The sequence below is a fragment of the Sphingomonas kyeonggiensis genome (assembly GCF_014196745.1).
Lineage (GTDB): Bacteria > Pseudomonadota > Alphaproteobacteria > Sphingomonadales > Sphingomonadaceae > Sphingomonas > Sphingomonas kyeonggiensis.
In genome coordinates this window covers 500,163-526,264 of record NZ_JACIEH010000001.1, presented here as the reverse complement: position 1 = coordinate 526,264, position 26,102 = coordinate 500,163, and the positions used below count along the sequence as shown (strand labels likewise).

At 64.7% G+C, this 26,102-nt stretch carries 29 protein-coding genes, 1 tRNA gene and 2 pseudogenes; 20 read left to right on the top strand and 12 right to left on the bottom strand.

The features are described from left to right. Nucleotides 1–2 precede the first annotated feature (2 nt). A complete protein-coding gene (locus tag GGR46_RS02585) occupies nt 3–1,478 on the top strand; it encodes a DUF885 family protein (RefSeq protein ID WP_183994285.1) in 1,476 nt (491 codons plus the stop codon). A 110-nt stretch (nt 1,479–1,588) separates the two neighbouring features. Further along, nucleotides 1,589–4,462: a TonB-dependent receptor gene (locus GGR46_RS02580; protein ID WP_183994283.1), complete on the top strand. Its 2,874-nt coding sequence runs from the start codon at nt 1,589–1,591 to the stop codon at nt 4,460–4,462. A 117-nt stretch (nt 4,463–4,579) separates the two neighbouring features. Here the strand turns inward: GGR46_RS02580 and GGR46_RS02575 are convergent. After that, nucleotides 4,580–4,665 (bottom strand) — tRNA-Leu (locus GGR46_RS02575). Between the two features lie 86 nt (nt 4,666–4,751). Between GGR46_RS02575 and GGR46_RS02570 the strand changes: the two genes are divergently transcribed. Then, nucleotides 4,752–5,297 carry a hypothetical protein gene (locus GGR46_RS02570; protein WP_183994281.1) on the top strand — a complete coding sequence of 182 codons (546 nt, stop codon included), beginning with the start codon at nt 4,752–4,754 and terminating at the stop codon, nt 5,295–5,297. A 4-nt stretch (nt 5,298–5,301) separates the two neighbouring features. Here the strand turns inward: GGR46_RS02570 and GGR46_RS02565 are convergent. Next, nucleotides 5,302–6,096, bottom strand: a pseudogene (locus GGR46_RS02565) (ATP-binding protein); the annotation flags it as partial. 156 nt (nt 6,097–6,252) lie between these two features. Between GGR46_RS02565 and GGR46_RS02560 the strand changes: the two are divergent. Beyond that, nucleotides 6,253–7,080, top strand: a complete 828-nt coding sequence (locus tag GGR46_RS02560) for a hypothetical protein (protein WP_183994279.1) — start codon at nt 6,253–6,255, stop codon at nt 7,078–7,080. A 612-nt stretch (nt 7,081–7,692) separates the two neighbouring features. Here GGR46_RS02560 and GGR46_RS02555 read toward each other — a convergent pair. Continuing rightward, nucleotides 7,693–7,950 (bottom strand): helix-turn-helix domain-containing protein, encoded by a 258-nt coding sequence (locus tag GGR46_RS02555; RefSeq protein WP_183994276.1) that lies wholly within the window; start codon nt 7,948–7,950, stop codon nt 7,693–7,695. A gap of 80 nt (nt 7,951–8,030) precedes the next feature. Between GGR46_RS02555 and GGR46_RS02550 the strand changes: the two genes are divergently transcribed. Beyond that, nucleotides 8,031–8,369 (top strand): hypothetical protein, encoded by a 339-nt coding sequence (locus tag GGR46_RS02550; RefSeq protein ID WP_183994274.1) that lies wholly within the window; start codon nt 8,031–8,033, stop codon nt 8,367–8,369. Continuing rightward, nucleotides 8,369–8,800, top strand: coding sequence for a hypothetical protein (locus tag GGR46_RS02545; RefSeq protein WP_183994272.1), 432 nt, complete (start codon nt 8,369–8,371; stop codon nt 8,798–8,800). Before GGR46_RS02550 ends, GGR46_RS02545 begins: the two co-directional genes overlap by 1 nt. Before the next feature lie 6 nt (nt 8,801–8,806). Here the strand turns inward: GGR46_RS02545 and GGR46_RS02540 are convergent, their stop codons facing one another. Continuing rightward, a complete protein-coding gene (locus GGR46_RS02540; protein ID WP_221262533.1) occupies nt 8,807–9,007 on the bottom strand; it encodes a DUF6471 domain-containing protein in 201 nt (66 codons plus the stop codon). A gap of 136 nt (nt 9,008–9,143) precedes the next feature. On the opposite strand from GGR46_RS02540, the gene GGR46_RS02535 reads away from it, so the two are divergent. Next, complete coding sequence (locus tag GGR46_RS02535) at nt 9,144–10,103, top strand: IS1595 family transposase (protein ID WP_183996666.1); 960 nt, start codon at nt 9,144–9,146, stop codon at nt 10,101–10,103. Beyond that, complete coding sequence (locus tag GGR46_RS02530; RefSeq protein WP_183994269.1) at nt 10,103–10,303, top strand: hypothetical protein; 201 nt, start codon at nt 10,103–10,105, stop codon at nt 10,301–10,303. Before GGR46_RS02535 ends, GGR46_RS02530 begins: the two co-directional genes overlap by 1 nt. A 488-nt stretch (nt 10,304–10,791) precedes the next feature. Here GGR46_RS02530 and GGR46_RS02525 read toward each other — a convergent pair whose 3' ends face one another. The 4 genes and pseudogenes from GGR46_RS02525 to GGR46_RS02510 all read right to left on the bottom strand — a co-directional run. Beyond that, nucleotides 10,792–10,995, bottom strand: coding sequence for a hypothetical protein (locus tag GGR46_RS02525; protein WP_183994267.1), 204 nt, complete (start codon nt 10,993–10,995; stop codon nt 10,792–10,794). A gap of 60 nt (nt 10,996–11,055) precedes the next feature. Continuing rightward, nucleotides 11,056–11,340 (bottom strand): hypothetical protein, encoded by a 285-nt coding sequence (locus GGR46_RS02520; protein ID WP_183994265.1) that lies wholly within the window; start codon nt 11,338–11,340, stop codon nt 11,056–11,058. A gap of 509 nt (nt 11,341–11,849) precedes the next feature. Beyond that, nucleotides 11,850–12,281: a hypothetical protein gene (locus tag GGR46_RS02515; RefSeq protein ID WP_183994263.1), complete on the bottom strand. Its 432-nt coding sequence runs from the start codon at nt 12,279–12,281 to the stop codon at nt 11,850–11,852. Nucleotides 12,282–12,348: 67 nt separating this feature from the next. Further along, a pseudogene (locus tag GGR46_RS02510) lies at nt 12,349–13,074 on the bottom strand (magnesium chelatase domain-containing protein); the annotation flags it as partial. A gap of 170 nt (nt 13,075–13,244) precedes the next feature. Between GGR46_RS02510 and GGR46_RS02505 the strand changes: the two are divergent. The 9 genes from GGR46_RS02505 to GGR46_RS02465 all read left to right on the top strand — a co-directional run bounded on the left by GGR46_RS02505 (nt 13,245) and on the right by GGR46_RS02465 (nt 20,041). Continuing rightward, on the top strand, nt 13,245–13,568 hold the full coding sequence (locus tag GGR46_RS02505) for a hypothetical protein (protein WP_183994261.1): 324 nt from the start codon (nt 13,245–13,247) through the stop codon (nt 13,566–13,568). 87 nt (nt 13,569–13,655) lie between these two features. Beyond that, complete coding sequence (rpmH, locus tag GGR46_RS02500) at nt 13,656–13,790, top strand: 50S ribosomal protein L34 (RefSeq protein WP_055760664.1); 135 nt, start codon at nt 13,656–13,658, stop codon at nt 13,788–13,790. Nucleotides 13,791–13,807: 17 nt separating this feature from the next. Beyond that, on the top strand, nt 13,808–14,140 hold the full coding sequence (rnpA, locus tag GGR46_RS02495; protein ID WP_343057960.1) for a ribonuclease P protein component: 333 nt from the start codon (nt 13,808–13,810) through the stop codon (nt 14,138–14,140). After that, entirely contained in the window at nt 14,137–14,349 is a 213-nt protein-coding gene (gene yidD / locus GGR46_RS02490) for a membrane protein insertion efficiency factor YidD (RefSeq protein ID WP_183994259.1), read from the top strand. The genes rnpA and yidD overlap by 4 nt, the downstream gene beginning before the upstream one ends. 21 nt (nt 14,350–14,370) lie before the next feature. Next, nucleotides 14,371–16,095 carry a membrane protein insertase YidC gene (gene yidC / locus GGR46_RS02485; protein ID WP_183994257.1) on the top strand — a complete coding sequence of 575 codons (1,725 nt, stop codon included), beginning with the start codon at nt 14,371–14,373 and terminating at the stop codon, nt 16,093–16,095. Beyond that, on the top strand, nt 16,092–16,730 hold the full coding sequence (yihA, locus tag GGR46_RS02480; protein ID WP_183994254.1) for a ribosome biogenesis GTP-binding protein YihA/YsxC: 639 nt from the start codon (nt 16,092–16,094) through the stop codon (nt 16,728–16,730). The genes yidC and yihA overlap by 4 nt, the downstream gene beginning before the upstream one ends. Next, nucleotides 16,727–17,071 carry a gamma-glutamylcyclotransferase gene (locus tag GGR46_RS02475; RefSeq protein ID WP_183994252.1) on the top strand — a complete coding sequence of 115 codons (345 nt, stop codon included), beginning with the start codon at nt 16,727–16,729 and terminating at the stop codon, nt 17,069–17,071. The genes yihA and GGR46_RS02475 overlap by 4 nt, the downstream gene beginning before the upstream one ends. Nucleotides 17,072–17,278: 207 nt before the next feature. Beyond that, complete coding sequence (locus GGR46_RS02470) at nt 17,279–18,412, top strand: acyltransferase family protein (protein WP_183994250.1); 1,134 nt, start codon at nt 17,279–17,281, stop codon at nt 18,410–18,412. A 36-nt stretch (nt 18,413–18,448) separates the two neighbouring features. After that, nucleotides 18,449–20,041 (top strand): methyl-accepting chemotaxis protein, encoded by a 1,593-nt coding sequence (locus GGR46_RS02465; RefSeq protein ID WP_183994247.1) that lies wholly within the window; start codon nt 18,449–18,451, stop codon nt 20,039–20,041. Here GGR46_RS02465 and GGR46_RS02460 read toward each other — a convergent pair. From GGR46_RS02460 to GGR46_RS02450, 3 genes are all read right to left on the bottom strand, one after another. Further along, entirely contained in the window at nt 20,038–21,321 is a 1,284-nt protein-coding gene (locus GGR46_RS02460) for an MFS transporter (protein ID WP_183994245.1), read from the bottom strand. The genes GGR46_RS02465 and GGR46_RS02460 overlap by 4 nt on opposite strands. Beyond that, nucleotides 21,318–21,761, bottom strand: coding sequence for a MarR family winged helix-turn-helix transcriptional regulator (locus GGR46_RS02455; RefSeq protein WP_246425874.1), 444 nt, complete (start codon nt 21,759–21,761; stop codon nt 21,318–21,320). Before GGR46_RS02455 ends, GGR46_RS02460 begins: the two co-directional genes overlap by 4 nt. A gap of 92 nt (nt 21,762–21,853) precedes the next feature. Beyond that, entirely contained in the window at nt 21,854–23,824 is a 1,971-nt protein-coding gene (locus GGR46_RS02450; protein WP_183994243.1) for an alpha/beta hydrolase family protein, read from the bottom strand. 131 nt (nt 23,825–23,955) lie between these two features. On the opposite strand from GGR46_RS02450, the gene GGR46_RS02445 reads away from it, so the two are divergent. The 3 genes from GGR46_RS02445 to GGR46_RS02435 all read left to right on the top strand — a co-directional run bounded on the left by GGR46_RS02445 (nt 23,956) and on the right by GGR46_RS02435 (nt 25,626). After that, complete coding sequence (locus GGR46_RS02445) at nt 23,956–24,618, top strand: glutathione S-transferase family protein (protein WP_183994241.1); 663 nt, start codon at nt 23,956–23,958, stop codon at nt 24,616–24,618. Between the two features lie 85 nt (nt 24,619–24,703). After that, nucleotides 24,704–25,318, top strand: a complete 615-nt coding sequence (locus GGR46_RS02440) for a glycoside hydrolase family 19 protein (RefSeq protein ID WP_183994239.1) — start codon at nt 24,704–24,706, stop codon at nt 25,316–25,318. An 80-nt stretch (nt 25,319–25,398) separates the two neighbouring features. Then, nucleotides 25,399–25,626, top strand: a complete 228-nt coding sequence (locus GGR46_RS02435; protein ID WP_183994237.1) for a hypothetical protein — start codon at nt 25,399–25,401, stop codon at nt 25,624–25,626. 25 nt (nt 25,627–25,651) lie between these two features. On the opposite strand, the gene GGR46_RS02430 is transcribed toward GGR46_RS02435, so the two are convergent. After that, on the bottom strand, nt 25,652–26,098 hold the full coding sequence (locus tag GGR46_RS02430; protein WP_183994235.1) for a cupin domain-containing protein: 447 nt from the start codon (nt 26,096–26,098) through the stop codon (nt 25,652–25,654). Between the last annotated feature and the right edge of the window lie 4 nt (nt 26,099–26,102).

The following is a 26,102-nucleotide window of genomic DNA, read 5'->3' as shown; positions in this document are numbered from 1 at the left end:
CGATGCAACGCCGTCAGTTCCTCGCCGCCGCCAGTGTCGCCGCGCTTCCGCGCATCGCACTGGCCGCACCCGATCGCGATGCCGAGCTGCGCGCGATGCTCGACGGGCTTTCCGGCACCCCTTCGGTGAAGCTGGGCCGGGTCTCCGGATTCGATCCGAACGGCCTTTCCGCTTCGTCCCGGATCGACCTGGAGACGGTCCGCGCCGGGCTCGAGGCCGATTCCGCGATGATCCGGCTGTTCCCCATAGGGCGCTTCGGCCGTTCGCCCTATGTGATCGCGCCCAATGCGGGCGCCTGGCGCGAAGCCGTCCCGTCTGCGCAACGGGTCGAGGCGGAGACCACACAGATCGAGGCCGATGCCCAGCGGGGCGTGATCCTCCCCGCGCCGCTGCTCGCGAAAACGCGCGCTGGTATCGGCGCGGCCGCCGACAAGGCTGGCGGTGCCGCCGCCCAGGCCTTGCGCAAACAGGCAGCGCTGCTCGCCGAGCTTGTCTCCAGGGCGCCCGCCGAGCCGGGAACCGGACGCTTCCCGGGCGGCCGCGATTATTTCGCGCTGCTGCTCGAACGCCATTACGGCCGGATCGACCCGGCGGAAGCGCACCGGATCATGCTCCACAAGGCGCGCGAACTCACTGCCCGCACCGATAGCGTCCTCAGGCGTCTGGGCTACACAAAGGGCAGTGTCGGCGCGCGGATCAGCGCGGCGTTCAAGGACCCGCGCTTCCTCTACAGCGACGACGATGCCGGCCGCGATCGCGCGGTCGCCGACATGAACGCGGCGCTCGCCAGGGTCCCTGAGCATCTGCCCGCGTTGTTCGGTCCGCTGCCGCCCCAGTGCCTGAACGTCGCCACGGTGCGGATGACGCGGGCCGAGGAAGCCGAAGGCAAGCAGGGCTATCGCACCGTCCCCACCGCCACCACGCCCGGCGCCTATTATCCCGACCTCAAGCGCATCCGCGATCGCCCGTCCTGGACGCTGCCCGCCGTCGTCCATCACGAATTGCTGCCCGGCCACATGATCCAGCTGCCGATCGAGGTGGCGGCCAACCCGCACCCGCTGCGACTCGAATATGCCCCCGCCTTTGCGGAAGGCTGGGCGATCTACACCGAGCAGCTGATGGCCTCTGAAGGCGCCTTTGCCGGCGACGATCATGCCCTTCTGGGGCATTTGCACTGGCTGCTGTTCCGGATCGGTCGCGGACTGGTTGACACCGGTGTCCATATCGGACAAGAAACCCTTGCACAGACGAGCGGGAAGCTCGCCACATTGCAGGGAGAGGCAGCCTATTTCGCGCCGATGGCGCAGGATATCGAGCGAATCTGCATTGAACCCGCCATGCGCGCCGCGGAGGCGCTCACCTGGCTGGGACTGGCCCGCAAGGGGGCCGCTGCAAAGCGCAACGGCCTGGAATCGCTCAGGAAATTCCATCGCAAGGTGCTGGCCGACGGCCGCAAGCGCTTCGCGATGATCGGATAGAGCCGACGCAAGCCGGCCAGGACGAACAGAGAGCCGGCATCAGCCGGCCAATACACCAGGCGAGCCGCGTGCGCGGCGGGACCTGGGACACTGACCATGGGAGAATTGGGATGCGTAAAGGGATAATCAGGCAGAATCTGTGGTGTGCCGGCGCTTCGCTGGCGGTGATTGCCGGCGCGAGCATCGCGTCTCCGGCGCTGGCGCAGGACGCGCAGGCGCCCGCCCCCGCCGACACGACCGTGCAGGAGCAGGACCAGGCCACCGAAGGCGCCATCGTTGTCACCGGTTTCCGTCAGTCGCTCGACAAGGCGCTGAACGTGAAGCGCGAGTCGGTATCGTCGGTCGACGCGATCGTCGCGGAGGACATCGCGAAGTTCCCGGACCAGAACCTCGCGGAATCGCTGCAGCGTATCCCGGGCATCTCGATCCAGCGTGACGCCGGCGAAGGCCGCGCGATCACCGTGCGCGGCCTCGGCGCGCAGTTCACACGCGTCCGCGTCAACGGCCTGGAGACAGTCGCCACCTCGACCGACGGCGCCTCGGCCAATCGCGATCGTGCGTTCGATTTCAACGTGTTCGCGTCCGAGCTGTTCAGCTCGCTCGTCGTCCACAAGACCGCCGAGGCCTCGCTCGACGAAGGCTCGCTCGGCGCCGTGGTCGATCTCAACACCGGCAATCCGCTCGCGGGCAAGGCCGGCTTCACCTTTGTCGGCTCGGTGCAGGGCAGCTACAACGACCTCTCCAAGAACTGGGGACCGCGCGTCGCCGGCCTGCTGTCGTGGAAGTCGCCGGACGGGACGTTCGGCGTGGCGGTCTCGGGCGCCTATTCGAAGACCGACAATCTCGAGCTCGGCAACAATTCGGTGCGCTGGGCGCAGGCGACCTTCGACCAGGTCGACGGCACCAACTGCTGGACCACGGCGAACTCGGGCGGCACCTATGTCCCAAGCGCGGCCTGTTCCAAGGCTGCCCTCGCCTTCCACCCGCGCATCCCGCGCTACGGCATCGTCGAGCATGACCGCGAGCGCCTGGGACTCACCGGCAGTGTCCAATGGTCGCCGAGCGACGCCACCAAGATCTCGATCGACGGCCTCTATTCGCGGTTCAAGGAAACCCGCGAGGAGAAGTGGCTCGAGGTGCTGGCGCGTTCGAACGAGCGTTCGATCAACGTCGTGAACCCGGTCTACGACAGCAACAACAACATGATCTCGGCGACGCTCAACGACGCCTGGGTGCGTACCGAGCATTATCTGCGCAAGTCGGACACCGAGTTCTACCAGATCGGCGGCACCTGGGATCAGCAGCTGGGCGACAGCTTCCGCTTCACCCTGCTCGGCGGTCTGTCCAAGTCCAACGCGGACATCCCTGTCGAGACCACGCTCATCCTCGATGACCGCGACGCGCAGAACTACAAGTACGACTATACCAACATGCGCCAGCCGGTGCTGAGCTACGGCACCAGCGTCACCGATCCGGCGAACTTCCAGCTCGCCGAAATCCGCGATCGTCCGTCGAACGTCACCAACAAGTTCCGCACCGCCCAGCTGCGCACCGAGTGGGACGTGGCCGAGGGCTTCCAGATCAAGTCGGGCGCGATGTATCGCCGCTTCGATTACACGGTGAAGGCGTTCCAGCGCGACACAGCGGTCTGCGGCAATGGCGGGCTCGACCTGGTACTCAAGACGATCACCTGCTCGACCACCTCCACCTTCGGCCCCAGCGCGGTCTACGGCTTCCAGGCCACCCCGGCGCTGACCGAGCTGGTCAATCTGGGCAATGCCGGCCAGCCGGCGGGCACCACCACCAGCTGGGTGGTCGCGAACATCGACGCGGCGGCCAAGTACACTGGCCTCTACAACCGCGCGCTCGCGCTCGACGTCGGCAACAACCGCAACGTCACCGAAGAGGTGAAGGGCGGCTATCTCCAGTTCGATGCCAAGGGCGAGCTGCTCGGCCTGCGCTATGCGCTCAACGCCGGCATCCGCTATGCGAGCACCGACCAGAGCTCGACCGGCATCAACGGCACCACCCCGGTGACCGTGAAGCGCAACTATTCCGACTGGCTGCCGTCGATGAACATCGCGCTGTTCCCGACCGACAAGGTCATCCTGCGCGGCGCCATCGCGGACGTGATGACCCGCCCGACGCTCGGCAGCCTGACTCCCGGCGGCTCGGCCGACGGCTTCAACTACCGGGTGAGCTTCGGCAATCCGAACCTCGATCCGTTCCGTGCCACCGCCTATGACCTTGCGGCCGAATGGTATTTCGCGCCCCAGTCGATCTTCTCGGTCGCGGTGTTCAAGAAGGACGTGAAGAGCTTCCCGGTCAGCGCCACGCTGACGGGCCAGACCTTCACCTCGACCGGCCTGCCCGCCTCGGTGCTCGCCGCCTCGTCGCCGGCCTTCCTCAACCCGGCCCAGCTGTCGCAGCCGATCTGGACGGTGGTAACCACGGTCAACGGCACCGGCGCCTCGCTCAAGGGCGTCGAGATCGCGATCCAGGCGCCGTTCCGCTTCCTGCCGGGCTTCCTCAAGAACTTCGGCGGCATCGCGAACGCGACCTTCATCGATTCGACCGCGAACTACAGCCAGTCGGCACCGGCCACCGCGGTCAACGCCAACGGCTCGCTCACGCTGCCGAACAAGGTGTTCTCCTCGACGCTCTACGGCGTGTCGAAAAAGGCGTTCAACGCGACGCTCTACTATGAGGACAAGAAGTTCAGCGCCCGCGCCTCGGTCAGCTATCGCGGTCCCTATGTCGACGCCGGCTCGGGCACGGGCAACGTGTTCGAAGGCTATAACGCGATCACCAATGTCGATGCCTCGGTGCGCTACAAGCTCACCGACTGGATCGAGCTCTCGATCGAGGGCACCAACCTCACCGACGCCTATCGCGACCGCTACACCGACACGGCGGCGAACCGGAACTACGAGTACAACCACTTCGGCCGCACGTTCCTGTTCGGCGCCCGCCTGAAGCTCTGATCGCCTCCGCGATCCACTTGGGGGCCGTCGCATCACCCGATGCGGCGGCCCTTTCTTTTGCCCGCACGCGAAAACGCACACGGCGCGAGCCGGCGGGATCTTCTACTGGCTGGAGATTGGTACGGGTGGTCGGACTCGAACCGACATGTTGTTGCCAACGGCGGATTTTGAGTCCGCTGCGTCTACCATTCCGCCACACCCGCAGCGAAGCGGCTGGCTAGACCATGGGGCGAGCCAGGGCAAGCCGCTGCTGCTGGCGATCCGCGGGGAAATCGCGCATGGGAAAGCCATGAGCGCAAGCGAACCCATTGGCATCCCCTATGACGGCACGGCACCCGAAAGCATCGATCCCTGGTCCCGGCTGATCTTCGATACGCTGTCGCCGTGGCCGATCGCCCAGGCCGGCACCTGGACGCGCTGGGATCCCGGCTATCTGCTGCTCCAGATCGACACCTCCGGCGACGCGAAGATCGAACCGATCTTCATCGACAGCGCCGATAGCGGCCTGACCGTGATGTTCGGCCATTGGGAAGACACTCTGCCGCATATGGAAACCAGCTCCACGGATGAGGATGCAGCCGTAGCGGCGGCGCAGGTCGAGCGTCTGGTCGAGCAATGGCTGGGCGGCGATTTGCGGACTGCGGTCTATTACCGGGCAGACGGAGAATGGTGCGGCAGCATCGCGATCGAAGGCCATGATGCCGGATTGCAGCTGCGTCATGCCGCAGCGGAACTGCGCGATTTCAGCCCTGTCCGGGTCGAGCTGCGCAGCCCTGCCCGCAAGGACTGGGAAGAGATCGCCATTCCGCCCGAGTGGCTGACACCATCCGGCTGACAGCTCAGCTCCGTGGCGCCTGGCGGCGATAACTCAGTGCCTCGGCTACATGGATCCGCCCTACCCCGTCCGCGCCCGCCAGGTCGGCGATCGTCCGGGCCACGCGCAGCACCCGGGTATAGCCGCGCGCCGACAGCCGCATCGCCTCCGCCGCCTGCGCCAGCAGCTTGCGTCCCGCTTCATCCGGCGCGGCATATGCGGTTAGCACATCGCCTTCCGCCTCGGCATTGGTCCGCGCCGCCACGTCCCGGTAGCGCGTAGCCTGCAACGCCCGCGCCTCCGCCACCCGCGCCGCCACCTCGGCCGATCCCTCCGCCGGCCGGTCGAGCACCAGGTCCGCCGCCGTCACCGACTGCACCTCGACATGCAGGTCGATCCGGTCGAGCAGCGGGCCCGAGACCTTGGCCTGGTAATCCGCCGCACAGCGCGGCGCCCTGGCACAGGCCAGCGCAGGATCGCCCAGATGCCCGCAGCGGCACGGGTTCATCGCCGCGACCAGCTGCACGCGCGCCGGAAAGGTAACGTGCGCATTGGCCCGCGCCACGCTCACCACCCCCGCCTCGATCGGCTGGCGCAGCGAATCGAGCACCGCGCGCTGGAATTCGGGCAGCTCGTCGAGGAACAGCACCCCCATATGCGCCAGGCTCACCTCGCCCGGCTTCACCTTGAGCCCGCCTCCGGTGAGCGCCGCCATCGAGGCCGAATGATGGGGCGAGCGAAACGGTCGCGTGCGGGTCAGCCGCCCGCCCTGCAGCGTGCCGGCGACCGAGGCGACCATCGACACCTCCAGCGCCTCCGGCATTATGTAGCAGATGCACCAAGATGATTGCATACATCATCATATGAGATACTGTAGCCATCACTCATGAGGTATAATGGTATCCCCGTGCTGACGAACCGAGGGGATCAGGTTGAGGTGAGTGACTTGGCCCAATAGCTCGCATATAGTGGGACTATGGGGGATGACAGCGCACACGTTCGGCTGACGTTAGATACTGACGAGCCGATTTCGCTTTCTGATTTCGTCGGCACCTTTGTCGGAATCGAGAGCCAGTTCGAGAAGTTCATCGCGGCACAACGTCCTGACCTTCGCGGCGAGAGCGAGTTCTTCGTCAAGGAGGTGAGGAAAGGTTCTATTGAAGCCGACTTGATCGTATTGGCTGCTATTAGTGCGGGGGCGGGCTTTCCGGAGCTTCCCGGCCTCATCGACGCGCTCGATAAAACGCAGATTCTCACCAAGTTCGTGGGCGACCTTCGGGACCGGATCGCTCCTTATTTTATTCGTGGCGGTCGTGATCCGAAGGCGAGCAAGAGCGACCTTTCCGATTTCTACAAGGTGGTTTCGGCGATGGTTCGAGACCCCAAAGGCCGGATGAATCTGGAAACGGCGGTATATGAAGACGGGAAGCGCGACGTTCGCGCCGCCTTCAAATTCTCGTCTTCCGACGCTCGAACCGCACAAGGTGAAATTAGCGAGCATCGGAGGGAGTTAGAGGCCAAGTCGGACAGTGATTACGAGCGCGTTCTACTGCGCTTTGTCAGGCCGAGCGTGGAGAAGGGAAAGCCCGGAAAGAAGGGTGGTGAACGTGGTGTTATCGAGAAGCTGCATAAGAGGGCGCTTCCGATCGTATATGCGTCCGATCTGGCCGAGCAGCGCATTCGGCATGAGAAATTGCAGGTTGAGGGAAACGTGTTTCGCACATTGTTCGACGTGGACGTGAATGTGGAACTCAACGCGAACGGGAAACCTCTCGCATATAACCATGCCTGTATCGCCAAATAAGCTCTCGCAGATCGGCTTCGTCCTGTTTCTCGTAATCCATGAATCTATTTAGTTTGGAGGCTGTTGTGGACCGCGCGGTTTATTATCTCCGGGCTGCCAATGGCCAATGGCCCGGCCAAATCGGACCCCGGCTGCTTGACATGCGCGTAACCGGGTCTTCACGAGAAAAGGCTATCACCAAGGCTCAGCAAATCCTGCGCGAGCAGATAACGTTGCCCTACGATCATGCTTGGCTTGTGGATGATGACGGGTGGACTGTCTGGGCCTCGGCCGAGGAAGGTTTCACATCCGTTATAAATACGGAAGATGCCCAACCAGAACGATCTGCACAAACGCCGTAAGGCCCTCGAACCAATAACACCTATAGATGCTCAAGCGTCAGTTGGCGGCCTATCCGAACCGATAGCCCCGCTGAAAATGCCGCAAAAGCGGGGCGTTCGAAGGGTGATCAAACCGCGAAGCTAAATAGCTTCATGGAACAGAAAATCCCCCGCGTATCGCCCGGCTCCCTGCCCATCAGCACGCCGAAGCTCCCACGGCCACATCAGCCGCTACCGTCGATGACTCCGGTCCCACCGAAGCGCATTCACCGATGATGAGTGGGGGCGAGAGCTAAATCTCGACCTTCGCCGGGAGCCCAGCCACCACTTCGATAAACAGTTGGACGGGATCGACGTTCAACGCGCGCGCTATCGCGTAGAATTCGATGACATCGACGCGCCTCTGCCCCCGCTCGATATTGCTGATGAAGCTCTGATCCTTGCCGATAATTTTGGCGAGATCGGCTTGGTGAATTCCTGCGTCGCGGCGTGCGTCGGCCAGCGCCGAAATCAGCAACTGGTGCGCATCGCTGAACGCCGATTTCGACATGCAAGTTGAACTACATGCAGAAATCTCATATGCAGTTTTCGCATATGAGCGCACGTGGCGTGGCGGGGAGGTGTCGAGCAATGGATTACATGGAACGCATGCGCATCCAGTATGAAGAGCGCCTTCGCGCCAAGGCCCGCGACGACTACGCCGACGATCAAGAGCGAGCCCGGCGCAACCATCTCGCCTCAATCGAGGAGCGGGAGCACTACGTCGCGACGCACGGCCGAGACGGCGCATTCCGCAGGACGCTCCGGAAATGGAGCATTGCCGGTGCCGCTCTGGCGATCCTCGGCTTTGCTGGATCGATCGGCGAAAGCGGCTTCTCGAAAGCCCTTGAGTCGGCAATCTACGTCTTCGTGTTCTTCGGCGTCATCGGCATCTGGCGCGCCTTCAGCATCGTCAATTCGGTTCGCTGATGCGCACGATCCTCGCAACGGTCGCGCTCGTCGCCATGACGGGATGCGCCCAAGCTCCTGCCAACAATCATGCCGAACGCCCCGTCGATGACGCGCCACGGCACGTAACCGCTACGCTTTCATGCACCGTGCACGGCACGCCCATCGGCGTATCTGGATGCCTGATCGGCGGAGGCCAGACCACGGCCGGAAGCCTCAAGGTTTCCAGCGCGGGAAGCGTGAAACAGTATACCGACTATGATCTCGCGCGTGAGAATTCGAACACGTTAGAGCTTCGCCTCACGACGCCATTCAGCATCACCGCGCAGGCGAACAGCGAAGCCGGATACGTCCTCCGTATGACGGTCGCTGAGGGCTCTAAGAATGTCTTCGAGGATGAGGCTACCGAGTTCGGTGTCATCGATTTCGATGATAGCAGCCTGCCCGAATAATCGGCTTTAATCGTCAGAGAGGCGCAGCGATGATGCGCCAATGGCGTCCATGCACTGAAGCAGGAAGACGGCGGTGAACTTGCCCCGGCTGATCTTGTTGCGGATGTTGGGCTCGTTCTCCTTCACGCCAATCGCCGCCAGCTTCTCGGCAAGATCGGCATAGGTCACGTTCCGCCGCACCAGTTCGCTCTTGAGGAGCGACTTCACCCGATTTTCCCAATCCTTATCCGAAGGCATTCATCGCTCCAATAATGCGAAATGCCATCATATGCGATACTATAACCATTGACAATCACGATCCGATGCCATCATATACGATGCATTAGAACTCGAAACGATGGCAATGCAACACTTCTTACTCTCCACTCAGGCCCGCTCGCTCAGCCTAAAGACCGTCTTCCGGATGTCGGAAGACGAAGCCTATCAGCACTTCTGCCAGCTACGTTGGCCGGAAACCGATGGCGAAGCGGTTTGCCCGAAATGCGGATGCGCGGAGACCTACAACATCACTTCGCGCCGTCGCTTCAAGTGCGTCGCATGCCACCACCAATTCAGCGTCACGAGCGGCACCATTTTCGCGAGCCGAAAGCTGTCGTTCGTCGATCTGCTCGCCGCCATCGTGATTTTCGTGAACGGTGCAAAGGGCGTCTCGGCGCTACAGGTCAGCCGCGATCTGGACGTGCAATACAAGACCGCATTCGTCCTCTCGCACAAGCTGCGCGAAGCCATGGCGCTGGAACAGCAGAACCGCCGACTTGATGGCGTGGTCGAGATCGACGGCGCGTATTTTGGCGGGCACGTCAAACCCGCCAACGTCAAGGCCGAGCGAAAGGATCGGCGCCTCGCTGAGAACCGGAACGGTAAGCGGCAGTGCGTGGTGGTCATGCGCGAGCGCGGCGGCAAGTCGCTCCCGTTCGTCGTCCGCAACGAAGGTGAGGCGGTGCCGATCGCGCGCCAGCGCATTAGCCCCCAAGCCATCATCCACGCCGATGAGGGCACGGGCTGGGATGTCATGTATGGCATCTGGGAAACCAAGCGGATCAACCATTCGGTTCGCTATTCCAGCGACACCGCATGCACGAACCAAGCCGAGAGCTTCTTCTCGCGCCTTCGTCGCATGGAAGTTGGCACCCACCATCACATCGCCGGTCAGTATCTCCACGCTTATGCTGGCGAGGCTTCGTGGCGTGAAGACAACCGGCGTATCTCCAACGGGTCGCAGGCCATGCTGGTCGGTGAGAGCGCCATGGCCTCGGCGGTGTCGCGGCAGTGGGCGGGATACTGGCAGCGGAGGGCTGCATAATGGCCCGGTTCAAGTTCTTCCTGATCGGCTCCACGGATGCGCCCGTGCTCGATGTCGAAGCGATCGATCTGGCCGAGCTTCACGCGCTTATGTCGCGGGAGCGCTTCATTGCGGGCCACATGGCTGACCCCGATACCGATGGGATATTCTCCGGCGTTCTCGTCCCCATCTCGCGGGTGCAGTTTGTGATGGAGATTTAGCTGCGCTCTATCTCTGCAAAATCAACTCGAAATATTTGGCGTTATACAGGCCAATATAGTCCGATACTTTTTCGCTTGCTCGACTCAGGCGATCAGCCCCACATCCCCGAAGGGGATCAAGGAAATCCCACAAGAGGCAAAGCCCACCAGCCCGATGCAATCCGCCGTAATCGACCGAACGCCGGTCTATTATCGAAGTTACAGGGTCGTGGTTGGAGCGATAGAATGTTCGAGCACTTGGCTAATGGCTTGAATCTCAACGGGATCGGTTGGGTTAGGGTTAGCGTAGCGCTCATTTTGCGCGAGTGGTTTGCCGGTCGAGCAAAAATAATCCGGGCAACGCGAGGCGATCCAGAACCTCCTACTTGGCGGTCCTCCCTGCCAGCCATTCTCGGACTTGTTCTGAGGAGGGGGAAGGCTCCCGAAACCCTGCCGGAAGGCTGACGACATGCGGCCCAGCAGGCTTCCCGCTGAGCCGCTATACGCCGCTACTTCTTCTTCGTCCCGTAAGGGCTCTGGTTCGTGGGCTTAAGCGATACGCCAACATTGCTCGCATGACCGGCTATCGAAGCGGGCGTGCGGCCCATCTTGATCCCGATTACTCGCGTCGGCGTGTTACCCGCCGCAAGCTGCTTCAACTGCTTATCGGCCGCAGCCGTCCACGGCTTTCCGTGGTTCGGGGGCTTCTTCATCGTCACCTCCAATCAAAGCCGTGACGGGCAAAATGATGCCCGTCACGGAAATGAGACTGCTCAGTAAGCGCGCTTCTGAAGGCGATCCTTCAGCCACTTGCCTTCTTCGTCGCCGTAGCCGAGCCATGCAGCCTCACCCTCAAGGCGGGCGACCAGAAGCTTGTCGTTCTGATCAAGGCAGGGCTTCAGGCTATCCCTGATCTGCACTGCGCTCTGCGTGGTTTCGATGATCCACACCGAGCCCTGCAAGTGCCAGTGCGTGCCATAAGACTTCAGCTTGTTGGTGATGCAGGTGTAGTTCTGACCCTGCTTCATAAGGTCATAGGTAACGATAAACGCGGCCATAATGCTGCAATTCCCTTGATGGGAGGAGCGGCAACCGCCTTGACCCTTGGCACTAAAAGGGACATTTTGTCCCCCGCATACTTAATGCATCGTCCGCCAGCGGTTACACGTTGGGCGGGTGACCGGGCCGGAAGTTGGTAGCTTCCGGCCCCATCACGTCAGGCGCTAATCTTCGTTAACCGGATCATAAGAGTCCAGTTCGGATTCGCCTGCGCGCATGAAAATATGGGGAGGTGTGGCAATAATGCCACAGTTAAGTTATCCTCCATCTAACCCGTGTATGAGTTATCCACAATATCCAACGTTGCTGATATCGTCACTTTTGTGGTGATTGTTGCCTTTAAATCACACGGTTCTGATTGTGTTCCTGTTATCGAGCCTATCAACAACGTCGGAAATGATTTCCGTATGCGTTATCGATCCATATTCCTGCGTATCGAACTGATAGCGATAATCGTGTTGCAACTGGTTGCACTGATATCCTGCACAGCAACCCTCTTTCGATAACGCTATCGAACCATCTCCCACTGTAACCACAATCCGGTCTCTTCAATCGATCGCACCACGCCATGCTCGCGCTTATCCCGCAGACAATGCGCAACGCGTCGCGTCATGATGTTCAATGTCGAGGAAGTAACTTCCAAACCGCGCTGCCGAACGATCGTCTCCGCAATCTCTCGCGTGGTCATGGGAGCCTTTGCCAAGCGCAGGATCGACAGCACCCCACGGCTCATCTCGCCACGCTTCGACCAACTCGACGGCGGCACAAAAACCTTCGGCAGAACCGCTTCCTGAACAAAGTCAGGAGCGAGGATCGCCAACACCCCGTCCACATGCTCAAGGTCCTTGGCCAGCTTGCCAAGCTGTGCCTGACACCGAGCTATCTCACCCGTGATCTCTCCGCGCTTCCGCTTAAGCGCCTCAACCGCATAGTCTGTCATACAATGACATTAAGCATCGCATACGATGATGTCTGCAATCATCTTGGTGCATCTGCTACATAATGCCGAGCGCCTCCGCAGCGTCGAGCGGCGGCAGGATGCCGGGCAGGCAGGAGGCCAGCAGCGACTTGCCCGCGCCGGGCGGACCACACATCAGCAGGTTATGCGAGCCCGCAGCCGCGATCTCGAGCGCCCGGCGTGCCGTCTCCTGCCCCTTCACTTGGGAAAGATCGGGCCCCGGCGCCGGCGGATCGACCGTGCCGGCTTCGGCCGCGGGCAGCAGCTGGTTGCCCTTGAAGTGGTTGAGCAGCGCAATGAGGTCGGGCGCCGCGACGACCTCGACCTGCCCGGCCCAGCTCGCCTCCGGCCCCTGGGCGGCAGGACAGACCAGCCCCTTGCCCGTCTCGGCAGCATGGAGCGCGGCCAGCAGCACGCCGGGGCTCGGCGCGATCCGCCCGTCCAGCGCCAGCTCGCCGACCACGACATAGCCCGACAGCGTCTCGGCATCGACTACACCCATCGCCCCCAGCAGCGCGAGCGCCACCGCCAGGTCGAAATGCGAGCCTTCCTTGGGCAGGTCGGCCGGCGAAAGGTTGAGGATGATGTGCTTGGGGGGCAGCGCCAGCCCGATCGCCGCCATCGCGGCGCGCACCCGCTCGCGGCTTTCCGCCACCGCCTTGTCGGGCAACCCAACGACGACGAATTTGGGCAGGCCGGCGACGAGGTTGCATTGCACCTCCACCGCCCGCGCTTCCAATCCCAGATAGGCAACCGTCGAAACGCTCGCGACCAAGCCCGTCCCCCTCCCCGCAAGCGCCGGACGATAGCGGCCGATTCCGTCGATGCGGCGAGGGATGCGACCGGATCGGATGCATCCCCGCGGACGATGAACCCACCCCCGCGCGCGACCAGCCGCGCCGCATGTGTCTTGCACAACCAACACACACTCCCCACCTGCCAGCCATGACACGCAAGCGCAGTCCGCTGGTCCGCACGATCCTGGTCGTCACCGGGTTCGTCGTGATCGCGCTGTCGCCGCTGGTCGGCATCCTCCCCGGCCCCGGCGGCATCCTGGTGTTCGCCGCCGGCCTGGTGCTGGTGCTCCAGAACGCCAATTGGGCGCAGCGGGTGTTCGCGCGAATGAAGCGCCGCTGGCCGCGATTCGGCCGCTACGCCGACATGGCGCTTCGCCGCGGCAGTGCCCGCCGGCGCCGCCAGCGCGAAAAGGACGCCGAAATCGCTCGCGCTGAGGCCGAACTGCTCGGTTTGCGGAACGGAACGCGTTGACTCGTCCGGATCGTCCCCTTATGGGCACCCGACACGCGGCCGCCCCTGTGGTGGCCATTTTACGTTCTAGATACTCGAGGATGAGCGATGAAGCGGACCTTTCAGCCGAGCAACCTGGTGCGTGCGCGCCGGCACGGCTTCCGCAGCCGCATGGCGACCCCGGGCGGCCGCAATGTGATTCGCGCCCGCCGTGCTCGCGGCCGCAAGAAGCTGTCGGCGTAATCACCGACGGTGAAGTCGTGGGCCTTACCCGGCTCACGCAGCGCAAGGATTATCTCGCGGCGAACGCTGGCAAGCGGGCTCCCATGCCCGGCTTCGTCCTGATCGTCCGAGTACGCGACGATGCCGATCCGTTGATGCGGGTCGGCATTACCGTATCCAAGAAAGTCGGCAACGCGGTGATCCGCAACCGGATGAAGCGCCGGTTCCGGGCGCTCGTCCGCGAAGTCCTGCCCGTAGCCGGCCTGCCCGGCGCCGATCACGTGCTGGTCGGCCGGGCCGGCGGCGTCGAGCGGCCGTACGACGATCTCAAGGCCGAACTGGCCAAGGCACTGGGGAAGGTGAAGCGTTGATCGCGCGCCTCCTCATCCTGCTCGCGCGGGCCTGGCAGATCGGCCCTTCGGCGGTGCTGCCGCCCAGCTGCCGCTATCAACCCAGCTGTTCGGCCTATGCAATCGAGGCGCTTCGCCGCTATGGGGCTGTCAAAGGCAGCTGGCTCGCCGTCCGGCGGATCGCCCGCTGCCACCCATGGGGCGGGCACGGCTACGACCCAGTGCCATAAGTTTTTCCGGGGAATCGGTACGTGAAGGAAGACCAGAAGAATTTTCTGCTGTTCGCGGTCATCGCGGGGGTGCTGCTGTTCGCATGGCCCGTGGTCACCAACTGGCTCTTCCCGCAGCAGAAGCAGATCGCCTCCACCCAGATGGTGAACGGCAAGCAGGTCGCGAAGCCGACCCCGGGCACCGCAGGCCCCACCGCCGATTCGCCCAGCACGATGCGCGACCGCGATGTCGTGCTGGCGGAGACGCCGCGCGTCGCGATCGACACGCCGTTGCTCAAGGGCTCGATCAACCTCAAGGGCGCGCGTTTCGATGACCTCGTCCTGGTCGATTACGGGCAGACCGTCGCCAAGAATTCGCCGCCGGTCCGCCTGCTCTCGCCGGGTGGCGCCAAGGCGTCCTATTTCGCCCAGTTCGGCTGGCAGGGCGCCGGTGTCCAGGCGCCGGACCAGAACACCATCTGGCAGGCTAGCGGCACCAAGCTTACCCCGACCACGCCGGTCACGCTGACCGCGAAATCCGCCACCGGCCAGATCTTCCGCATCGAGCTGGCGGTGGACGAGAACTACATGTTCACGATCCGCCAGACGGTGGCCAATGTGGGCCAGGCGCCCGTCTCGGTCACGCCCTATGCGCTGGTGTCGCGTGGCGAGCGTTCCACCGACGTCGACCAGTGGGCCGCGCATGTCGGCCCCATGGCGGTGTCGCAGGGCGCAGCCAAATATCTCAAGTGGAGCGAAGTCGAGAGCACGCCCAGCCAGTTCTCCACCACCGGCGGCTGGGTTGGCTATTCGGATCATTATTGGCTCACCGCGCTCGTCCCCGATCAGCGCGTGCCGGTCTCGATCCAGCAACGCGGCACCACCGCGCAGACCTATCAGGCCGATTATCAGCTCGCACAGGCGCTGACGCTGGAGCCGGGCAAGAAGGTCACCTATTCCAGCCGCTTCTTCGCCGGCGCGAAGGAAGTGAAGCTGCTCGATGGCTATCAGGAGAAGTTCGGCATCTCGCAGTTCGATCGAGCGATCGACTGGGGCTGGTTCGGCCTGATCGAGAAGCCGATCTTCTACTATCTCGGCTGGCTGTTCCGCCTGGTCGGCAATTTCGGCGTGGCGATCATCCTGCTGACGATCACCATCCGCGGCCTGCTCTTCCCGATCGCGCACAAGCAGTTCGAGTCGATGGCACGCATGCGCGTCATCCAGCCGAAGATGAAGGCGCTGCAGGAACGCCACAAGGACGACAAGCAGCGCCAGCAGCAGGAGATCATGAAGCTCTACAAGGAAGAGAAGGTGAACCCGCTCGCGGGCTGCCTCCCGATCCTGCTCCAGATCCCGATCATGTTCGCGCTCTACAAGGTGCTGCTGCTCACGATCGAAATGCGCCACCAGCCCTTCGCGCTGTGGATCCGCGATCTTTCGGCGCCCGATCCCGCGACGATCATCAACCTGTTCGGCTATCTCCACTTCACCCCGCCGGGCTTCCTGGCGATCGGCGTGGTGCCGGTGCTGCTCGGCGTGTCGATGTACTTCCAGATGAAGTTCAACCCGGCGCCGATGGACGAGATCCAGAAGCAGGTCTTCGCGATCATGCCGTGGATGCTGATGTTCATGATGGCGCCGTTCGCCGTCGGCCTGCAGCTCTACTGGATCACCTCGAACTGCATCACCATCCTGCAGCAGCAGTGGCTCTATTCGCGCCACCCGGTGCTGAAGCAGCCGATGAAGAAGGAAGCGAAGGCCAAGTGAGCGGATTCGACGACGATCAGATCGAGGCCGCGCGAAAGATCTTCGCCGGCCCGGTCGCCTTCCTGAAATCGGCTCCCAAGCTCGAGCACCTCCCCAGCCCGGTGGTGCCCGAGGTGGCGTTCGCCGGCCGGTCGAACGTGGGCAAGTCGTCGCTGCTCAACGCGCTCGCCAACCGCAACGGCCTGGCGCGCACCTCGAACACCCCGGGGCGCACGCAGGAGCTGAACTTCTTCGACGTGGGCGATCCGCTCAAGTTCCGCCTGGTCGACATGCCCGGCTATGGCTTCGCCAAGGCGCCCAAGGACATGCTGCGCCAGTGGCGCTACCTGGTGAACGACTTCCTGCGCGGGCGCGACGTGCTCAAGCGCGCGCTGGTGCTGATCGACAGCCGCCACGGCATCAAGGACGTCGACAACGAGATTCTCGACATGCTCGACACGGCGGCGGTGAGCTACCGGATCGTCCTGACCAAGACCGACAAGATCAAGGCGACCGAGCTCGCCGAGGTCCTCGAGCAGACCCAGGCGCAGGCACGCAAGCGCCCTGCCGCGCATCCGGACATCATCTCGACCTCGTCGGAAAAGGGCATGGGCATCCCCGAGCTGCGCGCCGCGGTGCTCGAGGCGATCGGGTGAGCAACGGCGCCGACGCGCTGCTCTTCTCCTATGGCACGCTCCAGCTGGCGAGCGTGCAACTGAGCCAGTTCGGCCGCCTGCTCGAAGGCAGCGACGACACGCTCCACGGCTGGCGCCAGACCGAGATCACGATCCGCGATCCCGACGTGCTGGAAGCCAGCGGCATCGAAGTGCACCTGGCCCTGGTCCCCGATGCCGACGCCCCGCCCATCACCGGCAAGGTCTTCCGCCTGACGCCCGAGGAACTGGCCGCGGCGGACGTGTACGAGAGCGAGAATTACGTGCGCGTCGAAGCCCCGCTGGCGAGCGGCGCGACTGCCTGGGTCTATGTGAAGGCCTGATTCCCAAATCCTCCCCCGGAGGGGGAGGGGGACCAGCGAAGCTGGTGGAGGGGTAGTCTCCACCAGCGGTCCCGCCTGAGGCGCGCTACCCCTCCACCACCAGCTGAAGCTGGCGGTCCCCCTCCCCCTCCGGGGGAGGATTTTCCCGGCCCTTTGACCTCTCCCCCCAACCGCGCCAAACTCCCCTCCAACCGGAGGGGATCGCCAATGACCGACGCGCCCAGCGCACCCGCCCGCCTCGGCGGGCTCGACCTGTTCCGGGGGCTGACCGTTGCCTTCATGGTGATCGTCAACACGCCGGGCAGCTGGGCGCATGTCTGGTGGCCGCTCGATCATGCCGAGTGGCACGGCTTCACTCCGACCGACCTGGTATTCCCCGCCTTTCTCTGCGCGATGGGTGTGGCGCTCGGCCTGTCCTTCCCGCGCATCGTCGACGCAAAGCTGTGGAATCGCGTGCTTCGCCGCACGCTATTGCTAATCATTATCGGATGGGCGTGGCAGATGCTCGCCCGTCCCGGCCTGGCCGACTTCCGGGTGTTCGGCGTGCTCCCCCGTCTCGGCCTTTGCTATGGGCTCGCCGCCACGCTGGCGATCCTCACGGCGCGCAAGGATGCCGAAGGGCGGGCCCATCTGAGCGCTTCTGCCCTTGGCATCGCCAGCGCCGTCATCCTGCTCGGCTATTGGGCGCTGCTCAGCTTCGTCCCCACTCCCGATCATGTCGCGGGCGACCTGAGCCCCGAGGGCAATCTCGCCGGCTATGTCGACCGGATCGCGGTCACCACCCATCACATGTACCGCATGGGCACCGATGCGGCGGGCAACGTGGTCTATGATCCCGAGGGGTTGCTCTCCACCCTTCCCGCCCTGGTCAACGTGCTGCTCGGCGCCCTGGCCGCCTTGTGGTGGAAGGCCGCGCCCGATCGCGCGACGATGCGCATCCTGCTCGCCGGCATCGTCCTCGCCGCGCTCGGCTATGCCTTCTCCTTCGCCTTCCCGCTCAACAAGAAGCTGTGGACCAGCAGCTTCGCGCTGTGGACCTCGGGCCTGTCGGCGATCCTGTTCACCGGCTGCATCGTCGCGTCGCGCAGCACCACGGTGCGCAAGGCGCTATGGCCGCTCGACGTGCTGGGAATGAACGCGATCCTCGGCTATCTCCTCTCGCTGCTGCTCTCGCTCGCCGCGATGCGCACCGGCTTCCAGGCCTGGGCGTGGGACGGCCTTGCCGCCTTGCTCCCCGGCAACCTCCTCCTCGCCTCCTTCCTCTTCGCGCTGGCGGTGCTGCTGCTCGTGATCGCCCTGCTCATCCCGCTCCACCGCCGTGGAATCCATATGCGACTGTAAACGGGCTGGTAACCATGCACGGTTACAGCGGGCCGGATGGGAGAGGCTAGACTCGAGGCCCTGAAGGGGGCGTTCTGGGGCAAATGGGCGGCGCTGCCGACCAGCCTGATGCGCGCCCATGGCATCGCCATCCAGCGCGCCTATCCCGTTTCCTTCGTGGCCAGCATCTTCGTCAGCCTGGTGCTGATCCTGATGATCCACGACAATGGCTATCTGCCCTGGCAGATCTCCGCCTTCTCGCTCCATCTGGCGATCAGCACCGCCGCGCTCGTCCGCTGGCGCAACGGCCGCGCACAGGACTGGCAGGTGACCGATACTCCCAGCGCCCTGCGCGCCACGGTGATCGAAGCCGCCGCGGTCGCCCTCGGCTGGTTCCTGTTCCTGTCGACGCTCGGTCTCGGCGCCACCGACCAGCAGTTGATCGTCACGACGACCACCATCGCCGGCGTCGCCGCGATCGGGGCGCTGCGCTATGCGCCGCTGCCACCCGCCAGCCTCGCCTATCTCGGCATCGCCGTGGTGATCTGCGCGCTCTACGCCATTTTCGCCAACATCCCGGCAGGCGTGTTCGTCTTCCTGGCCGTCTTCGTCGTGCTCCTCGCCCGCACCGTGGTCGGCCAGGCCGCGCTGGTCAGCGAACAGTTCGCCCAGGGCGAGGCGCTTGCCCGCGCCGCCAGCGAGCGCGACCTGCTGCGCGCCGCCGCCCAGCGCGAGGAGCTGCAGCAGGTCGCCTCCGCCGCCGAAGCCCGCCACCGCGCGCAGATCGACAGCGAGCGCGACCGTCGCACCGAGATCGCCCGCATCGCCGACCAGTTCGAACGCCAGTTCGTCTCCGCGATCAGCGAACTCGCCGCCGCCGCCGAACAGACCCGCGTCTCGGCCGATGGGCTCAAGACCTCCACCCTCGCCACGCATGACGAGATCCGCGGCATGGCCGGTCGTGCCGCGCGGGCTGATACCGGCGCTTCCACCCTGCTCGAGGAATCGGCCAATCTCGGCCTGTCGCTCGTCGCGGTCGAAGCCAGCCTCGGCGCCCAGGCCGAGACCACCGCGCATCTCCACGACCTTTCCCGCTCGGCCGACGCCCGCTTCGCCACCCTGGTCGAGCACAGCGCAAGCGTCGGCAGCATCGCCGACATGATCGCCGAGATCGCCGCGCGCACCAATCTGCTCGCGCTCAACGCCAGCATCGAGGCCGCCCGTGCCGGCGAGGCAGGCCGCGGCTTCGCGATCGTCGCGCAGGAAGTGAAGAGTCTCGCCGCCCAGACCGCGCATGCCACCGGCGATATCCGCGCCCAGCTCACCCGGATGAGCGACGCGGTGCAGGCGACCACCTCGATCGTCGGCGAGATGCGCGGCAGCTTCGACCGGATCGGCGAAGTCGGCGGCGCGGTCGGCGATGCGATGACTCGCCAGGGCGACGTGATCCGATCGATCCAGAGCTATGCCGGTACCGCCGCCTCGCTCACCGCCGATCTCCAGGCCGGGGTCGCCAGCGCCGAGAGCGCCACCGATGCCGCGGCCCGCACCACTGCGGAGATGGACGCCGCCACCGACGAGCTGGTCGGCCAGGCCCGCCGCCTGCTCGGCGAGATGCAGCGCTTCCTGGGAACGCTGCGCGCGGCCTAGGCCATCGCCAGCCGCGTGCCCGGCTTCTCCGCCCGAGCCGCCAGGATCGCCACCGCCGCCACGAGCCCGAAGGCGCCCGCCACCAGGAACGCCGGGGTATAGGTCCCCGTCCAGGCCCGCACCGCACCGGCACCGAATGCCGCGGTCGCCGCGCCGATCTGGTGCCCCACCATCACCCAGCCGAACACGATCGGCGCGTCCCGCTCACCGAAATGGACGTTGGCCAGCTTCACCGTCGGCGGCACCGTCGCGATCCAGTCGAGGCCGTAGAAGATCGCGAAGAGCAACAGGCTGGAGGCGCTGAAGTCGAGGAACGGCAGCGCCAGCAGCGAAAGCCCGCGCAGCCCGTAATAGACGAACAGCAGCTTGCGGGGGTCGTAGCGGTCGGTCAGCCAGCCCGATGCCGTGGTGCCGATCAGGTCGAACAGGCCCATCAGGCTGAGCAGCCCCGCCGCCTGCACCGGCGCGATGCCATGGTCGCCGCAGAATGCGATCAGATGGGTGCCGACCAGCCCGTTGGTGGTCAGGCCGCAGACGAAGAAGGTGCCGAACAACAGCCAGAAGGTCATGCTCTTCGAGGCGCGGAACAGCGCGGTGAAGGCCAGTGCCGGCGTGGAGGCCTGCTTCATCGGTGGCGGCGGCGCGCTTTCCTCGGTCTCGCCGAAGCGGCGCACGCCCAGCTGCTGCGGGTGCTCGGGCACGAAGAACAGCACGAGCGGGATAACACAGGCGCTGGCGATCGATACCGCGAGTGCCACCGGCCGCCACGCTCCGCCTTCGGCCAGCCAGGCGAGCAACGGCAGGAATACCAGAGCACCGGTCGCGGTGCTGGCGGTGAGCATGCCCATCACCAGGCCCTGGCGGGTGGCGAACCAGCGATTGACCACCGCCGCGCCCAGCACCGACGCCACCGCACCGCTGCCCACGCCCGAGAACACGCCCCAGCTCAGCACATATTGCCAGGGCTCGGACATCCACAGGCTGGAGAAGGTCGCCAGCGACATCAGCACCAGCCCGCCCAGCATCGTCCGCTTGATGCCCACGGAGAGCATCAGCGCGGCGGCGAAGGGACCGACCAGCCCGTAGAGGAAGATGCCGATCGCGGCGGCGGCGGAGATGGTCGCGCGGTCCCAGCCGAAATGCTGCTCGAGCGGCAGCATCATCACGCCCGGCGCCGAACGCAGCCCCGCCGAGACCAGCAACGCCACGAAGGTGATCGCCGCGACGATGCCGGCATAACCGCGCCCGCCGACCGGCAGGCGGGACAGCAAAGCGATCATGCCTGCGCCCCCGCCCGCTCGACGCTTTGGGTGAGCGACTTGAGCCCGGCCTTCATCACCGACCAGAGCGCCGAGCCCGCCTCGTCCTCCACTCGCTGCTGGAGCGCGGCCCAGTCGGGCTCGGCGGCATGGAGCGCCGCCCTGCCCGTCTCGGACAAGGTCGCGCATTTGCTGCGCCCGGCACCGGGCTTCACCACCACCCAGCCGCGCTTCTCGATCGGCGCCAGCGCGCGGTAGAGCGAGCTGCGGTCCATCTGGAGCTGTTCGGCCAGCCGGCTGAGCGCCAGCGGCTCCTCGCGCGCGACATGGCGCAGGATCGCGAACTGCGCCGTGGTCATGCCATGGCTGGCCAGCGCCTCGTCATAGACACGGCCTACGGTGCGGGCGGCCTTGCGCAGCATGGTGCAGGCGCAGACGGCAGGGAGCGACTCTTGATGCATATACATGATGTACATGCATCAAGCCGATCGAACAATGATGCATATGCATCATGCATATGCATATGCATATGCATCAAGCCCATGCTCGCCGCTCAGGCCGGGTTGTACTTCGCCAGGAACGCCTCGAGCGCCTTGAGGAACTCTAGCCGATCCGCCTCGCGGGTGAAATGGTGATCGCCCTCGGGCTGCTCGATATAGGTCGCGTTCTTGCCCGCATCCTTCAGCCGCTTGGCCATCAGCCGCGATTGCGAGACCGGCACGGTGCGGTCCTTCTTGCCATGGACGACCAGGATCGGCGTCGAGAACTGCTCGGGGAAGTTGAGCGGCGACACGCCCTTCAAATCCCCCACCTGCTGGCGCAGCCAGTCCTGCCGCGCACCGGCGCCCAGGAAGTTGCTGTTGAAGCGCAGCATCCGGTTGAGGTCGGACACGCCGGCATAGGAGACCGCGCAGCGATAGCGCGATCCGTCCCGCTGCGCCGCGCGCATCGCCGCATAGCCGCCATAGGAAGCACCGACCATGCAGACCCGCTTGGGATCGATCATCCCCTGCCCGGCGAGCGCGGTCACCGCATCGTCCAGGTCGTCCTGCATCGCCAGGCCCCATTGGCCCAGCCCCTTGCGGGTGAACTTGGTGCCATAGCCCGAGGAGCCGCGATAATTGGGCTGGATCACCACATAGCCGCGATCCGCGAGGAACTGCGTCCACCAGTCCCACTCCTCGGTGTCGCGCGCGAAGGGGCCGCCATGCGGCATCACGATCAGCGGAGCATTGTGCGGATCGCCGCTCGGCAGGGTGAGCACCGCCGGTATCTCGAGCCCGTCGCGCGCCTTGTAGCGGATCGTGCGCACCGGATGGACCAGCTTCATCCCCAACGTGCGATTGACGCTGCCGATCATCTCGACCGTGCCATCGGCGGCATGGAACAGGAAATAGCCGCCCGGCCCCGAAGCGGCGCCCGCCCGGAAGATCACCGTGCCGTGATCGCGGCTCATCGAGATGATCTCCGGCTGCCCGCCCTTGATCATGGCGTCGAGCCGCTTCTGCAGCGCGATCATCGCCGGGTCGGTCCACACCATGCCCGGCCTGTCGCGGGTCACGTCGATGCCGAGATAGCCGGCGCCGGTGGGATCGCTCCACAGGCCTCCAATGTCATAGCCCTTGGACGCGAAGAGCTGCTTGCCGCGCTCCAGCTTGGTCAGGTCATATTCGTACAGTGCCGAATAGCCCTCGGCATCGTCGCCGATGATCAGCGCCTTGGTCGGGTCGTTCAGGAACAGCGCCGGCACTTCCAGCGAGTCATCGATCGAGGTCGTCTTGTCGATCACGCGGAAGGGCTCGCCGCGCTGCTGGCGATAATAGAGCCGCCGCTTGCGCCCGTCGTCGGACAGGCCATAGCCCATCCGGACGATGCCATTGCCGTCAGCATACCAGTTCCACACGCTGGACTGGCCGGACTGGACCCGCTTCGCGCGGCCGGTGGTGACGTCGATCTCGTCGACCCGCGGCCAGAAATCGGCATTGTCGCCATAGATCGAGTTCTGCGAGGCCAGCAGGACCCGCGGCGAGCCGTCCCGCGCCACCCAGACCAGGTCGGACCCGTTCTGGCCGGCGGTTTCCTTGTTGAGCTTCACCAGCTTCTTGCCGTCGGCCTTCACGCCGAACGCGCGCGTGAGGTACCATTCCTCGGACTCTACCGGCACCATCTGACCGATGCCGATGACCAGCCAGTCGTCGTTGACCCAGCGCCACCAGTTCAGGTCGGTATCGCCCAGCGCCACGATCGCCGGGTCCCCGCCCCCTATCGGATAGATGCCGAAATACTGGACGCCGTTCACCGCGATGCGCGCGGCGATCTTGTTTCCGGAGGGGGAAAGCGAAGGCGCCTCGATCGCCGGCAGCTCGGCGAAGACCGAGGTGTCGAAGCGGGTCGGCCGCGCAGCCGGCGCAGCTGTCGGCACCGACGATGCCGCCGGCGCGGTCTGCGAGGAAACCGCCGCCGGAAAACCAATACCAAGGGCCGCCGCGGCCAATGCCGTCGACCCGAACCACTTGCCGCGCATGGATCCCCCCATATCTGCGGCCCAATTATTCAAGCGATTTCGTTACGTTGGCAAGACAAGATGTCACCGTTTCCAGTTCGGCACACCGCATGCGATTGCCCCCCGGCCAACCGCCCGCTATCCCGGCTGCCATGAAGCTCTACATCGGCAACAAGGCCTATTCCTCCTGGTCGCTGCGCGGCTGGCTCGCCTGCAAGCAATCCGGCCTGCCCTTCGAGGAAGTGGTCGTGCCGCTGTACGACCAGGATTGGGAGCAGCGCCGCGAAGGCGACGAGTTCGCGCCTTCCTCGGGCAAGGTGCCGATCCTGTGGGACGGCGACGCGGTGGTTTGGGACAGCCTCGCCATCGTCGAGTATCTCAACGACAAGACCGGCAACACCAGGTTCTGGCCGGAAGACCCGGCCGCGCGCGCCATGGCCCGATCGATGGCCGCGGAGATGCATTCCAGCTTCGCAGCGCTGCGCCGCAAGCACAGCATGAACGTGCGCCAGGTCTATCCGCCCAAGACGCCCGATACCGACGTGATCCAGGATATCGGCCGGATCATGGAGCTCTGGGCCCAGGCGCGTGCCCGTTTCGGCGGCGAGGGCCGGTTCCTGTTCGGCGAGTTCGGCGCGGCGGACATCATGTTCGCGCCCGTGGTGACGCGCCTCGTCACCTATTCGCTCCCCGTCGCCCGCTTCGCCCCCGCCTATATGAACGCGGTGCTCCAGCATCCCTTCATGCAGGACTGGATCGCCGGGGCGCAGGAGGAGGATTGGGTGATCCAGCAATTCGAAGCCGATACGGTCTGATCCCCTTGCACGGCCACGCCGCCGCGCGCAGGCTTCCCCCGAGCAAGATTCCACCGTGTCGCGCGGATCAGCCGGGGAATGGCCCATGTTCGATGTGAAGAAGCTCCAGCAGCGTCTCGGCGTGTCGGACGATGGCGCATTGGGACGCGACACGCTGACCGCCCTGTTCCTCAAGGCGGGCGCCAAGGCGGAAATCGCGCCGGAGCTCGGCCTCGCCGCCAATGTCCACTTCCGCACCTATGGGCTGGTCGAGAACGGGCTGCGCCTCGCCCATTTCATGGCCCAGTGCGCGCACGAGAGCGGCGGCTTCCGGTACAATCGCGAGATCTGGGGGCCGACGGCGGCGCAGAAGAAATATGAAATGCATGCGGGGCTGGGCAATGACCAGCCGGGCGACGGCCTGCGCTATCTCGGCCGCGGCCCCGGCCAGCTCACCGGCCGCGCCAACTACCGGCTCTATGGCCGCAAGCTCGGCATCGATCTGGAGAGCAATCCCGAACTGCTCGAGATCTGGTCGCTCGGCCTGCTCGCCTTCTGCGCCTATTGGGACAATTGCAGCCTCAACGGCTGGGCGGACCAGGACAACCTCAAGGCCGTATCCAACGGCATCAACCGCGGCAGCCCCACATCGACCAAGGATCCCAATGGCTGGACGGATCGCCAGGACCGTTACACCAGGATGCAGGCGCTGATCCTCTGAACCACTTCGGACCGGGTTCCGGATTGATTTGGCAGTCGGATCAATCCCTTATTCGATCTTCTCAATCGAGGAGTCGTTGCATGAAAACCGCTCTGAAGATCGCCGGACTGTTCGCCGTGCTCGCCGCCAACATCGCCCTTCCCGCCCAGGCGGCGATGCATGGCCGGCAGGAATATGTCGTCGTGTTCTACAGCGACGAGAGCCACACCAGCATCGTCGGCCAGAACGTCTTCTATTGCGACGGGCATATCGTCCGCGTCGGCGTCCCCTCGCTCGAAAGCGAAGAAATCTACTACGGCTGCGACTGATCTGATCGGCGGAGGGACGGGTCGGTCAGAACCCGCTCCCGTCCTTCCGCCGGAACCCCTGCCCCGCCGGCAGATGCATGTCGATGTCGGGATAATGGCAGTCGGTCACGGACGGCTTGCCCACTGCGATGTACACACAGGGCGTGTCGCCACGGTTCTGCAGCACATGCCCATTGCCGTCATTCTTGGGAAAGGCCGCGACGTCCCCCGGTCGCATGATCGTCTCGCCGCCATCATCGACCAGCACCGCCTCGCCGGACAGCATGACGACGAACTCGTCCTCGCCCTGGTGCCAGTGCCGCTGCGCGGACCAGGCGCCGGGCTCGAGCGTGACATGGCTGTAGCCGAAATCGGTGATCCCGCTCGCCGGGGCCAGCCGGCGATACCAGCGCCCCTGCACTGGCCCGGCAAATTCGGGGGGATAGCCGGTCGCATTGGTCTGCGGGATGGCATCGAGATCGAGCTTGGGCATCGGG

Bases quoted from the DNA above. Each gene is read 5' to 3' on its own strand.
- GGR46_RS02585 (WP_183994285.1), top strand. From the start codon at position 3: ATGCAACGCCGTCAGTTCCTCGCCGCCGCCAGTGTCGCCGCGCTTCCG.
- GGR46_RS02580 (WP_183994283.1), top strand. From the start codon at position 1,589: ATGCGTAAAGGGATAATCAGGCAGAATCTGTGGTGTGCCGGCGCTTCG.
- GGR46_RS02570 (WP_183994281.1), top strand. From the start codon at position 4,752: ATGAGCGCAAGCGAACCCATTGGCATCCCCTATGACGGCACGGCACCC.
- GGR46_RS02560 (WP_183994279.1), top strand. From the start codon at position 6,253: ATGGGGGATGACAGCGCACACGTTCGGCTGACGTTAGATACTGACGAG.
- GGR46_RS02555 (WP_183994276.1), bottom strand. From the start codon at position 7,950: ATGTCGAAATCGGCGTTCAGCGATGCGCACCAGTTGCTGATTTCGGCG.
- GGR46_RS02550 (WP_183994274.1), top strand. From the start codon at position 8,031: ATGGATTACATGGAACGCATGCGCATCCAGTATGAAGAGCGCCTTCGC.
- GGR46_RS02545 (WP_183994272.1), top strand. From the start codon at position 8,369: ATGCGCACGATCCTCGCAACGGTCGCGCTCGTCGCCATGACGGGATGC.
- GGR46_RS02535 (WP_183996666.1), top strand. From the start codon at position 9,144: ATGCAACACTTCTTACTCTCCACTCAGGCCCGCTCGCTCAGCCTAAAG.
- GGR46_RS02530 (WP_183994269.1), top strand. From the start codon at position 10,103: ATGGCCCGGTTCAAGTTCTTCCTGATCGGCTCCACGGATGCGCCCGTG.
- GGR46_RS02525 (WP_183994267.1), bottom strand. From the start codon at position 10,995: ATGAAGAAGCCCCCGAACCACGGAAAGCCGTGGACGGCTGCGGCCGAT.
- GGR46_RS02520 (WP_183994265.1), bottom strand. From the start codon at position 11,340: ATGGCCGCGTTTATCGTTACCTATGACCTTATGAAGCAGGGTCAGAAC.
- GGR46_RS02515 (WP_183994263.1), bottom strand. From the start codon at position 12,281: ATGACAGACTATGCGGTTGAGGCGCTTAAGCGGAAGCGCGGAGAGATC.
- GGR46_RS02505 (WP_183994261.1), top strand. From the start codon at position 13,245: ATGACACGCAAGCGCAGTCCGCTGGTCCGCACGATCCTGGTCGTCACC.
- rpmH (WP_055760664.1), top strand. From the start codon at position 13,656: ATGAAGCGGACCTTTCAGCCGAGCAACCTGGTGCGTGCGCGCCGGCAC.
- GGR46_RS02470 (WP_183994250.1), top strand. From the start codon at position 17,279: ATGACCGACGCGCCCAGCGCACCCGCCCGCCTCGGCGGGCTCGACCTG.
- GGR46_RS02465 (WP_183994247.1), top strand. From the start codon at position 18,449: ATGGGAGAGGCTAGACTCGAGGCCCTGAAGGGGGCGTTCTGGGGCAAA.
- GGR46_RS02460 (WP_183994245.1), bottom strand. From the start codon at position 21,321: ATGATCGCTTTGCTGTCCCGCCTGCCGGTCGGCGGGCGCGGTTATGCC.
- GGR46_RS02455 (WP_246425874.1), bottom strand. From the start codon at position 21,761: ATGCATCAAGAGTCGCTCCCTGCCGTCTGCGCCTGCACCATGCTGCGC.
- GGR46_RS02450 (WP_183994243.1), bottom strand. From the start codon at position 23,824: ATGCGCGGCAAGTGGTTCGGGTCGACGGCATTGGCCGCGGCGGCCCTT.
- GGR46_RS02445 (WP_183994241.1), top strand. From the start codon at position 23,956: ATGAAGCTCTACATCGGCAACAAGGCCTATTCCTCCTGGTCGCTGCGC.
- GGR46_RS02440 (WP_183994239.1), top strand. From the start codon at position 24,704: ATGTTCGATGTGAAGAAGCTCCAGCAGCGTCTCGGCGTGTCGGACGAT.
- GGR46_RS02435 (WP_183994237.1), top strand. From the start codon at position 25,399: ATGAAAACCGCTCTGAAGATCGCCGGACTGTTCGCCGTGCTCGCCGCC.
- GGR46_RS02430 (WP_183994235.1), bottom strand. From the start codon at position 26,098: ATGCCCAAGCTCGATCTCGATGCCATCCCGCAGACCAATGCGACCGGC.